Source organism: uncultured Faecalibaculum sp. (assembly GCF_910588395.1).
Lineage (GTDB): Bacteria > Bacillota_I > Bacilli_A > Erysipelotrichales > Erysipelotrichaceae > Faecalibaculum.
The window spans coordinates 14,877-25,089 of the sequence record NZ_CAJUPA010000022.1 but is presented as its reverse complement, the minus strand read 5'-3'; the positions used below and the strand labels follow the sequence as shown (position 1 = coordinate 25,089).

Genomic DNA, 10,213 nt, shown 5'->3' with positions numbered 1-10,213 from the left:
TTCCACAAACCGAAAAATGGGCAGAATAAAAGCCGGACAAGTCCATGACCTCATCCGGCTTTGATTGCTGCTCTGGTCGATTTCTTTCGACGATATCATTTTATCACCTTGAAAAGCGCACTAGTGGCATCTTTCAAAATACAGTTATCTACTGGGCGATTGCAGGGCGCAGTACGGTTTGCCATAGGCCCTGTTATTTCTCATCTATGAATCCAGTATTTCAGTAATCACATAACGAATCACCGTTTCGCCTACGGTATAAATGTCCATTTTGACTGACATCTTTGATTTGGCATTTAAATCAATATCCCCGGCTGAGAATCGGTTGAGCCAATCTTCATCAACTATCTCTGCCTCTATACTCTTTCCCAAGAACAAAAGCTCCCATTTACTTGTTGGCCTTTGAAAGTTCACTTTCCTAATACCAACTGTACTGGTAATTGTGGTCTTTTCTTCTCTCTGCGCTTCGAGGGGTAGCGCCTTAGAAGTAGCAATCAAATCGTCCTCGGAATAGACAATCGCGGAACGATCATCGTTGATGTCAAAATCAAACTCGATACCATCCCTACTAGAATCAGTTGAAACGGCTCTACTGATTCGGGCTAAACCCCTTTCAATTTTTTGATCATCCCGGTAGGCATAGTAGACTTCGTTGCTGATAGAAACGGAATTCCCATCTCCGGTTATAACCACATTCACTCCTTCCTTCTTCACACTTTCTGGGGGCTTACCATTTAAACATTTTCGCAGTTTTAGAAGCTCTTTAAGCCCTGCCAAAGCGCTAACCGCGTTATCCAGAAGTGGTAAAGTGTTCTGAACCAGACCAACTACCTCAACAAGCGTTATCGAAAAACTGCCAGGAGAAATACTATCAACTTCAAACGTTGTGTTAGACTCGGTATCTACATATTTCTTCAAACCATCCAGAGCGCTGTTTAACCCCTGCAAGGAACGAGAAAGAGTCTTGAGATTGATCTCCCTTTCCCCTTGAAAATGAATTATTAGTTTATTCTTATTCATATCCTTCCCTTTCTTTAAGGGAAGGATATCACTCATCGGGTTTTTAACCCATGCCTTACCGAGCAAATAACGCTGACGCAGGCTTTTTTCAGGTTATCGCATCCAGAGCCCCATACAAGTGTCGATACATGGCCTTTTTCTCAAAACCGAAGTCGTGGGCCACATCAGCTACAGGCCTGTGTCCATGATACAGCTCATGCATCATCTGCTGGTCCCTGAGATCCAGTCTGTCGATTTTCAGAGTCTGACGCAGTGCCAGTTCCAGAAAATCTATTTCCCGTTCCAGCTCATCTGCCCGCTCCATCAGGCCCAGGAACTTCTGGTCATCGTGCGTTGGGGAAACAGTGGTCGGCATCGGCTTGCTGGAATTCTCCTGCTCTGGTGTCAGTTCCGTCCCTGATTTGGACAGCCCTGTCATCCGGTGCCTGACAGCCAGCAGCTCCAGCTGCTTTTCATCTTTCTCCTTCTGAATCCTATATTTCTCTTTATAAGCGGAAATAAGCAAACGTGTAGATGTCTTCATTTGCGCCTCCTGTCTTAAACTTCCAAAACGAGTAATTGACTCGGGTCAATTTTAATCTTGCCCAACAGGGCCTGCATACCTCTATTGCGTAAAAAGAGACAAAAAAGAGCCCTGTTCAAGAGCTCTTTCCGGTTGAAGACCACCGATATATGCTCTCAAATTATACCGGACTCTGGTCGCTTTTCAATGTCCGGAAACGCTGGGATTCAGACATTGAACGGTTTTCCTGCTCAGTTTTGGCCTTCAAATCGAGGAAACCCCGATTAATCGCTTCTGCGCATTCTGTAAAGGCGCCCCCAATCATCTCAAGCCCGTAAGCCAGGCGATTGCACCATTCTTCCAAGTCTTCAAGCTCTCTCATTCCTTGCCTCCAACGCTTCCATGATTTCCTCGACAGTAAACGTCCGCAGCCTGCCATCAGGCAGGACCATATTCGGCACCCCGATGTAAGGAATGCACTCATCCTCATCAAGTCCAGGCAAATCGTCCTTGGTCACATAGCCGGAGACGTAGTTTGTGCAGATCCAATTTACTTCCATTTTACTTAACATAAGTTAACACCTCTTTAGCTTTATATCTTAAGCGACTCCAGCATCTCCAGGCAGGCTTTATAGGGTCCAAGGACCTTGGAGTGGTGAACCCACTCAGGGCCAGAGCAACTATCCATTGCGTGCTCCGTATCTGCTATCCTGTCAGACAGCCATTTATGCATGCGTTCATAAACGCTTTCTTCTTCATTCATAAGTTTTCTCCTAACGTCTAAGCGCCTCCAGCATGGACTGCTGCACATCAGACTTGCTGCCCAGTGCAGCCAGCATTGACTCGTCCACTGTATACTTCGCGAGCAGGTGGTAAATGACCACCTTTTCTTTTTGTCCCTGCCGGTACAGTCTTGCGTTTGCCTGCTGATACAGTTCCAGGTTCCAGTTTGGCAGTGAGTACCAGACAGCGATATGTCCGCCTGCCTGCAGATTGAGACCGTGTCCGGCACTCGATGGCTGCAGCAGCAGGAAGTCCAGTTCCCGGTCATTCCATCGCCTGAAAGCGTCTTTGGTTTCTCCCGGAAGACCGATGAAGCCTCTGTCATGAAGTTTCTTCAGGATCCGGTCTCTCTCATGCTTGAACCAGTAGAAAATCAGGACAGGTTCATGATTGGCGGCATCCATCAGATCCACAAGCGCTTCCAGCTTGTGGCCGTGCAGCGTGGCTGTCTGCTGGTCCTCGGTATATATCTGCCCTGAAGTGTACTGCAGCAGCTTCCCGCACAGTACGCCAGCGTTGGCTGCCAATACCTGCTGGTCCTCTCCGACTTCCAGCACCAGTTGCCGCTTGAAGTCACGATATTTCTTAAGGTCTGCCCCCAGGTTCACCGGCAGGTCTATCACCTGCAGATCCGGAAGGCTGGCATACTCTGCTGAGTCGATGCTCATGCAGATATCACCGATCCTGTCCTGTATGGCCTTCTCTGCACCCGGCTGCACCTTCCACTTGTATACCGTATATCCGCACATCTGTTCCGGCTTCAGATACCGCTGCCGGAACTGCGTCAGGGTCCTGCCAAGTCTTTCGCCACGGTCCATCAGGTAGATCTGTGCCCACAGGTCCGGGATACCCTTGGGCGTTGGTGTTCCCGTCAGTCCCACGAAGCGCTTGACCGATGGCATCACAGTCCGAAGAGCCTTGAACCGCTTGCTCTGCGGGTTCTTGAACGTGCTCAGTTCATCGATGACGATCATGTCCCACTTCCAGCCATCTCCGAAGTTGTCAATCAGCCACTGGGTGTTCTCCTTGCCAATCAGATAGACTTCCGCATCCCTTCGAACTGCTGCAGCACGATTGGCTGAAGTGCCGGAAATGATGCTGTACCGCAGGGTCCGTGTCTGCTGCCATTTCTGGATCTCATCCGGCCATGTGGTCTCGATGACTCTTTTCGGCCCGATGATAAGCACCCGCGACACCTCGAAAGTGTCATGCATCAGGATGCCCAGTGCTGTCAGAGTGGTGACTGTCTTTCCTGACCCCATCGGCAGGAACAGCCCTGCTGATGGATGCTCAAGGATCCAGCGGATTCCCCGCTGCTGATAGGGATGTGGTTCAAAGTTTTGCAAAATGGTTCACCTCCGGAAGCATCCCCCTGTCCAGGTACCGCATCAGCAGGTCGATGTCATGGCGTGATTCCAGCACATAGACTTTCACTTTCTCCTTTGCCATCCGTTCATGGACAGCCTTCTGCAGTTTCTCATCTGCCCGCTTTGCATGATGCGGCCGTTTCAGCTCCGCAAAGAACTGATGACCCTTGCAGGCACACCATCGGTCAGGGACTCCCCTGCGTCCCGGGGACGTGAATTTCCAGCACAACCCGTTCCGCTTCCCGACTTCGTTAACAAAATATTTTTCGATGTCTTTCTCAAGTTCTCGCATTCTCTTTCTCTTTCTGTGCGCATACACCGCATACAGTTTCGAGCATTTTTCTATAAGTAAATAGAGAAATGGGATAAATGGGAATTACAGAAAATACCCCTATGGGCTTTAACCCCATTTTTCCCATTTTCTACAAATTTTTAAAAATACTGTATGCACTGTATGCACTGTATGTTTTAGGTAGAAACCCCTACTGTTTAGTAGCTTTCAGCCGCATACAGTGCCTGCATACAGTCCGTTGTCACTGTATGCGGCATTGAAAGGGTCACTGTATGCGGAAACACCAGCAAACACAGTCACTGTATGCGGCTTTCAGGGCCTCAGAAACGCTCTTTGCTGACCATAAACATTGCCAAATTTCCTCTGTCCTTTTGACCTCTGCCACCCCAGTTTTAACAATATGTCACTAATTTCACGCTGTTCCATATTCGGGAAATTCCCCCGATTTCCCCCGAACACTTCCTGCCAGATTTCAAGCAGACAGACCTTGTCACGCTTGTGGGTCCCTTCCATGTCCCGCTCTTCCAGCCACATCTGTCTGGCTGTCACAGACATCTCATCCCACCCAACCGGCAGGTCCAGGTCAAGGAATTCCTCTATCTGTTCAAACTTCACGGACTTGTATGTGTAGGTCTCCTGCATCTGATTTGCTGCTTCTTCCAACTCTTCACTGAGGAAAAGAGTCTCCCCTTTGTGGTATCTGACCAACGCCTCTGCAAATATCTGGTCCCGGTCTTTTGGCAAATCCGTGAAGACGTCCCGGGTACCGCCTTTCTGAACGGGCACGATCCACCATCTGCGGTTACCACTCATGTCCCGCAGGAAATCGCTGCTGTTGGTGGTGGCGACAAAGATGCACTGCCGCCGGTACCTTCCGACTTTCTCCCCGTAGGCCTTGCGCAGCTTGTCATCCTGCTTTGTGAGGAACTGCTTCGTGCGTTCGATGTCTGACCGCTTGGCTGCACTCAGTTCGGCTATCTCGATGACCCAGCTGCCCTGTAATGCTTCATAGGCCTCCTTGCCCTGAAACGTATCCAGAGAATCCGAGAACCAGTCCTGATTGGGTACCAGCATCCGGAAGAAGCTGGACTTTTTCAGGCCCTGCTTACCGGCCAGCGTCAGGGTGTAGTCCATCTTGCAGCCAGGCTCATAGATGCGCTTCACAGCCGCCACGATGGCTTTGCGGGTAACTGCCCGGGTGTACTCCGTGTCTTCTGCTGCCAGATAATCCACCAGCAGCGTGTCCAGCCGTTCGGTGCCGTCCCACTCCGGAAGAGCGTCCAGCCAATCCCTGACCGGATGGAAAGCTCTGCGGGTATGGACGATGTCCCGGCCGTTCTTGACGACTCTCTCGCTGCGGATCCCGTAGTACTTTTCAAGATACAGACACAGCTCCTTGGTATCTGCGTCCCGCCACTCGATGCTGTGCGGGTCCCACTTCCACCAGGGCAGAGATGCGGACTTCTCTGCGAAGTCCTGAAACTCGTTGTATGCCCCGAAGCCATTCAGCTTCGTGTCGTGTTCCAGTATGGTGACCACGTTCTCGATGGTCTCTTCCAGCTTCCCTGTCTTCGGATGCCGCAGCAGGAGGCTCTGCCAGTCCTTGTTGTCCCGGGCATACTCTTCCTTGCTGATCCCGGTCGCATCGTCTTCCTGAGACTCTGCAAGCCGGTCGAACATCTCGGATGCCTGCATCTGCCGGACTTTCTCATCGCTTTCCGCCAGCTGCGCCATGGCTTTGTAAGACGGGAGATTGACACCCACCTGATTCGCCCGCCTGTGTTCATCCAGATGAGCGAACTTATGGATGCGCACCAGGTCGAAGGCATTGACGCAGTGCATGTCTCCGGCTGGATCCGTTGCGTGGTTGGAGTATGCCAGCGTGTTGCTGTCATAGATGACCAGACCGCCGGAGGAGGAACCGGCGGCATAGGTCCACCGGTCCTCTCTGTCGGTCTCTGTGTAGACTTCGGGAATGAACGTCCTGATGGCCTCCTGAATGGTATAGGCCCTGCAGAACCAGCCGATGATACCGCTCTTGGTCAACGGGTCTTCGGTCTTCTTCCCCGCTGTCTCCCGTTTTCTCTGTGCCCTGGAACTGAATGGCCAGCGGCTGATGTCATCCCATCTGTCGCCATAGCCTGCCAGCACTTCATCAGGATCCAGCAGCTCGCCGTCCTGCCGCTTCCACACGTACTCCCCATCCGAAGACGTGGAAGGCCAGAACATCATCCGACTGGGCTGGAACGTCGTGTCATCCGCCCACTCCATGTCTGTGTAATCCGCGCAGAGCTTGCGGGCCACGGCTTCGTATTCGTCAGGGTTCACATCTCGGCTCAAGGGCACAATCAGCCTGTACTTCGGTGTCCTTGGCGTATGTTTGTGCGTTGAGTACATGGCTGCAGCCCAGTCAAAGAGCGCCGTGAACCGCTCCCACATGTCATAGGATGCGTAGTCATAGTCCAGACAGATGGCAGAGCGGGAAAGGATGGTCCCTTTGCCCCGCTTGCCGTCCTGCAGGTCTCCCATGACGAAACCGCCCACGTCCTTGATGGCGCCCTGGTCATCTCGGGACATGGCCTTGTATTCTGCCTGTGTCTCTGCTGTCCGCCTCGTTTCAGACAGGCGGTCACACAGCTCTGACCATGTCACGGGTTTGTATTGATATGTCAGATCTGACCTGCGCTTGCAAACAGACATGGATAGTTTTCTGTCGTGCATGGTCGTCACCGCCTTTCTTAATCTTTCATGTAGTAGTCAGCCGTGAAGCCGGCTCCTTTCAGTTCCAGCCCCGGAGCCCAGCCGATAGACTGGGCCATGACATCCAGTATCTTCCGGAGCCAGTCCTCCCGTTCGTCTGACGGTACTTCCACGATGATCTCATCATGCACATGCATCAGGATACGGGCTTCCGGGGCATACTGCTGCATCCGGTCGATGGTCACAGCCAGACAGTCTCGGGCGATTGCCTGTACAACATTCTCGACAAGCTTGCCCCCGAAGGTGAAAATCGTCTCCCACTTGTGTGTCGTCTGGTTCAAACCGTCAAAAGCCAGATTGTCTCTGCCCTGCTTCGGGTTCATCTCATACCTGGGGTTCTGATAGATCAGGAGCCGCCCGGACGGGAGCTTGATACGCAGGCAGCCGTCGCCCATGGATGCTTTCATGCCCTTGGGGCCCTTCGCCACAGCACCGGCCATAGCCCGGGAGACCATTCGGTCCAGCGTCTTCCAGAGCTGACAGATGCGGGGCGACGCCTTGCGCCACTTGTCCACGATGTCCTGCATCTCTGTCTTCGAGAGCCCCATCTCGTCTGCGTGGAAGGCCAGCAGGGCTCCTACACCTCCACCATATCCGCAGTTGTGAACCAGATGTCCTTCTACTGTGTATCTGTGTCTTGGCCCTGCGTTGAGGATGTCATAGACATCAGTTTCTTCTGAATACCCTGCCAGTTTTTCCTTTTGTTTTTCACTGCATCCTTCGCTTCCTCTATGATCTCCTCCCGGGTCATTCCAGCTGACAGCTTCCGGGTGACCACACTTCTTGCATAAGGCCATTCCTTTGGATCCCAATCCGGGATTATTGAAAGACGACGATTCGCCTGATTCTGTTCCCTGGTCACCCAACGAAGATTCCCGGGTTCGTAATTCCCGTTCGAGTCTATCCTGTCCAGTTCCATGTTTCTGTCTGGCACTCCATAAGTCTCCAGCATATACAGACAGGCATCCAGTACTGTGGGAAAGTTGAACTTGATCCCCCGGGCCCCGTAATTCTTGTAATTTCCGTCTTTGGGGTTGGTACACCTCTGTTTGGCTGCCGTGAACCTTTTCTGAAGCCAGGCAGGGGCTTTTCTTGGTTGATTGCAATGCTGACATCCCTTGGATTTTCCTCTCGTCAGACTTGACCTCAGGATCCATTTGATTTCTCCGCATCCTCGGCACTGAACAAGTACATAAGCTTGACTCCATCCACGTTTTCCCCGATGCTTCCATCTTTTCTCTGGACTGATTATCTCCACTGAGCCGTAACGCTCTCCCACCATCCCCGGACATTGTGTAACATGCATTGCCTCTGGTGGATTCATCAAATCGTACTGGCTGCGTTTTCCCTTCGATGTAGACCATGTGGTCGGGAGTTGCTTTGAGTCCATCGTGTTCGATAACATTTCTTCGTCCTTTGTAGATAACTCCGTCATGAGATACCCACTCCTTTCCGTCCCAGACTTTCATTTGGGCTGTGACTCTTTCAATCGGAACAAGTCCCACATCTGTCAGGACCCTCTGTCCTTTTGCGATGCAAGCAAGTTCTGCCACCTTCCCCTGTTTGCGCAGATGTCCATTGACGCCATGCTTCTCCACAGGGACCTTGAACATCATTGCTGCAGATTCACAATAGATATCCCGGCCGCTGTGGAAAGCATCCAGCCGCCACTTTTCGTCTGCCAGCCAGGCAATGACCCGGGCTTCGATGGCTGAGTAGTCCGCCACTGCGAAAGCCATCCCGTCGGCTGGTATCAGGGCCGTGCGGATGAGAGTGCTGAACACGTCGTTTGGTGACGGGTAGCACATCTCCAGCAGCTCCCAGTTTTCGTCTTTCACCAGCTTCCGGGCGTCGTGAAAGTCCTCGAAGGCATTGCGCGGAAGGTTCTGAGGCTGCAGCAGCCTGCCCGCCCACCGGCCTGTCCGGGATCCGTAGAACTGCAGGATGCCGTGCATCCTCCCGTCCTGACAGGTCCCTGTCTGAATGACCTGGTACTTCTTGTTGCTGGTCTTCCCGTACTCCATACGAAGCCGGAGAAGCTCCTGAACGTCTGTCAGACTGGTGGAGGCGATGAGCTTGAGCAGTGTGTCCTTGTCCAGCTTGTCAGCCGTGATGCCGGCTCTGTCCTGCAGCCATGCTTTGATCTGAGTCGGCGAACCGACATTGATTCCTGCCAGCGTCTGCGCTGCTTCCTTGATGGCTTCGTTATGGCCAGCGCCGTATCTCAGGATGGAATCCACCATGCCCATATCGGTCCTGATGCCTGTGTCATTGATTCGCTGATCCGTCCAGTACCTCTCAAGCTCCAGCTGCGGCATCGGATAGATTTCTTCCAGACGCTTCTCGATGGCTATTTCCGTCACCACGTCCTGCTTGTTATATCGGATAAACGTCTGCCAGCCATCAGGGTCATGTTCAGGCAGATTGCGGGTCCTGCCACCGTTGGTCTTGGTGGGCTTGCAGGGGACACAGAACTCTTTGATGAGAGCCTTGCCGGTTGCCAGCTTCTGCTGGTCTTCCGCCAGTCCCAGCGCATCCCCCACCTGTTTCAGGCTCTGTGGCAGCCCGCACATAGAGCTGTGGACCATGGTGCAGTACCAGCCCGCGGGATCAAGAAACTGGAATTCCGGAAGTACAGCATCCCAGAATCCGTCGTTGATGAACTGTTTCGTTTTCAGATCGTGACAATAATGCGACAGGCAGACCCGCTCGAATGCTGCGTTATGGGCCTTCTTGATGACATCAGGGTCCTGCAGGTCCTGAAGAATCCACCACGGCAACTCACCCTCTGTCAGGTCCAGGACCATCACCGGCTCATCATCGTACGCATAAGCAAAGAGGAGGACCTGGAAGTCCTCACTCTCCGCATATTTGTACACACCGGCTTTGGCCAGATCCACGCTGCTGTAGGTCTCAATGTCCAGCCAGAGTGTCTTAGTCATACATGTCGTTTTCATCAATCTCGAACATGTCGTCTGCGGTCATCCGAGGCGCTCCGAATGGCTCCGCGTCCGCTACTTTCTGCACACCATTCAGCTGCAGTCCGATGCCCTTGTAGGTCTTGCTGTAGGCGTACAGGGAAACGTTCACGTTGCAGACGCAGCCGCCATAGATGGCGTTGTCATCTTCAGTCAGCGGGCTGTTATGGCGGTCCACCACCACAGGACGATTGCCGTTCTTGGGTGTAGCTACGACAGCCCCACGAAACCGGCTGTCATCGTATTTATCAGGATCCTCATCGCAGTCCTGAACGATCCCTTTGTTCCCTCCCAGGGGGCGCAGCCAGGGGGTCAGCTGTGCTTTCGTGAGCTTTTTGTCATCAATAGCTTTCTGGCAAATGGCATCATATTCCGCCTTCAGCTTGCGGTAGTTTTCGCTGTCCTTGGGGATGATGATGCTTGTCTGGTATTTGGTCTCTTCTCCAGAGTATTCAGCCTTCTTGAACAGGCTGGGGTAGCTGAGGGTTACGTTTTTCAGTGTTACGGGCAT

General features: G+C 52.4%; 10 protein-coding genes. All 10 read right to left on the bottom strand.

Translation table 11 applies throughout. The annotated features are described in order from the left end of the window. Positions 1 to 204: 204 nt before the first annotated feature. A complete protein-coding gene (locus QZ305_RS07300) occupies positions 205 to 1,020 on the bottom strand; it encodes a hypothetical protein (protein ID WP_294731068.1) in 816 nt (271 codons plus the stop codon). Between the two features lie 88 nt (positions 1,021 to 1,108). Beyond that, complete coding sequence (locus QZ305_RS07295; RefSeq protein ID WP_294731067.1) at positions 1,109 to 1,543, bottom strand: hypothetical protein; 435 nt, start codon at positions 1,541 to 1,543, stop codon at positions 1,109 to 1,111. Positions 1,544 to 1,703: 160 nt separating this feature from the next. Continuing rightward, positions 1,704 to 1,904 carry a hypothetical protein gene (locus tag QZ305_RS07290; protein WP_294731066.1) on the bottom strand — a complete coding sequence of 67 codons (201 nt, stop codon included), beginning with the start codon at positions 1,902 to 1,904 and terminating at the stop codon, positions 1,704 to 1,706. After that, positions 1,891 to 2,082, bottom strand: a complete 192-nt coding sequence (locus tag QZ305_RS07285; RefSeq protein WP_294731065.1) for a hypothetical protein — start codon at positions 2,080 to 2,082, stop codon at positions 1,891 to 1,893. The genes QZ305_RS07290 and QZ305_RS07285 overlap by 14 nt, the downstream gene beginning before the upstream one ends. Positions 2,083 to 2,114: 32 nt before the next feature. Beyond that, positions 2,115 to 2,285 (bottom strand): hypothetical protein, encoded by a 171-nt coding sequence (locus tag QZ305_RS07280; RefSeq protein ID WP_294731064.1) that lies wholly within the window; start codon positions 2,283 to 2,285, stop codon positions 2,115 to 2,117. A gap of 10 nt (positions 2,286 to 2,295) precedes the next feature. Further along, on the bottom strand, positions 2,296 to 3,651 hold the full coding sequence (locus QZ305_RS07275) for a DEAD/DEAH box helicase (protein WP_294731063.1): 1,356 nt from the start codon (positions 3,649 to 3,651) through the stop codon (positions 2,296 to 2,298). Further along, positions 3,638 to 3,964, bottom strand: a complete 327-nt coding sequence (locus tag QZ305_RS07270) for a VRR-NUC domain-containing protein (RefSeq protein WP_294731062.1) — start codon at positions 3,962 to 3,964, stop codon at positions 3,638 to 3,640. The genes QZ305_RS07275 and QZ305_RS07270 overlap by 14 nt, the downstream gene beginning before the upstream one ends. Positions 3,965 to 4,276: 312 nt before the next feature. Then, complete coding sequence (locus tag QZ305_RS07265) at positions 4,277 to 6,541, bottom strand: virulence-associated E family protein (protein WP_294731061.1); 2,265 nt, start codon at positions 6,539 to 6,541, stop codon at positions 4,277 to 4,279. A 161-nt stretch (positions 6,542 to 6,702) separates the two neighbouring features. After that, a complete protein-coding gene (locus QZ305_RS07260) occupies positions 6,703 to 9,666 on the bottom strand; it encodes a DNA polymerase (protein ID WP_294731060.1) in 2,964 nt (987 codons plus the stop codon). Further along, entirely contained in the window at positions 9,659 to 10,213 is a 555-nt protein-coding gene (locus QZ305_RS07255) for an ssDNA-binding protein (protein ID WP_294731059.1), read from the bottom strand. Before QZ305_RS07255 ends, QZ305_RS07260 begins: the two co-directional genes overlap by 8 nt.

What these genes read in the sequence shown, in the direction of transcription:
- QZ305_RS07300 (WP_294731068.1), bottom strand. Translation starts at nt 1,020, where the DNA reads ATGAATAAGAATAAACTAATAATTCATTTTCAAGGGGAAAGGGAGATC.
- QZ305_RS07295 (WP_294731067.1), bottom strand. Translation starts at nt 1,543, where the DNA reads ATGAAGACATCTACACGTTTGCTTATTTCCGCTTATAAAGAGAAATAT.
- QZ305_RS07290 (WP_294731066.1), bottom strand. Translation starts at nt 1,904, where the DNA reads ATGAGAGAGCTTGAAGACTTGGAAGAATGGTGCAATCGCCTGGCTTAC.
- QZ305_RS07285 (WP_294731065.1), bottom strand. Translation starts at nt 2,082, where the DNA reads ATGGAAGTAAATTGGATCTGCACAAACTACGTCTCCGGCTATGTGACC.
- QZ305_RS07280 (WP_294731064.1), bottom strand. Translation starts at nt 2,285, where the DNA reads ATGAATGAAGAAGAAAGCGTTTATGAACGCATGCATAAATGGCTGTCT.
- QZ305_RS07270 (WP_294731062.1), bottom strand. Translation starts at nt 3,964, where the DNA reads ATGCGAGAACTTGAGAAAGACATCGAAAAATATTTTGTTAACGAAGTC.
- QZ305_RS07265 (WP_294731061.1), bottom strand. Translation starts at nt 6,541, where the DNA reads ATGTCCCGAGATGACCAGGGCGCCATCAAGGACGTGGGCGGTTTCGTC.
- QZ305_RS07260 (WP_294731060.1), bottom strand. Translation starts at nt 9,666, where the DNA reads ATGACTAAGACACTCTGGCTGGACATTGAGACCTACAGCAGCGTGGAT.
- QZ305_RS07255 (WP_294731059.1), bottom strand. Translation starts at nt 10,213, where the DNA reads ATGCCCGTAACACTGAAAAACGTAACCCTCAGCTACCCCAGCCTGTTC.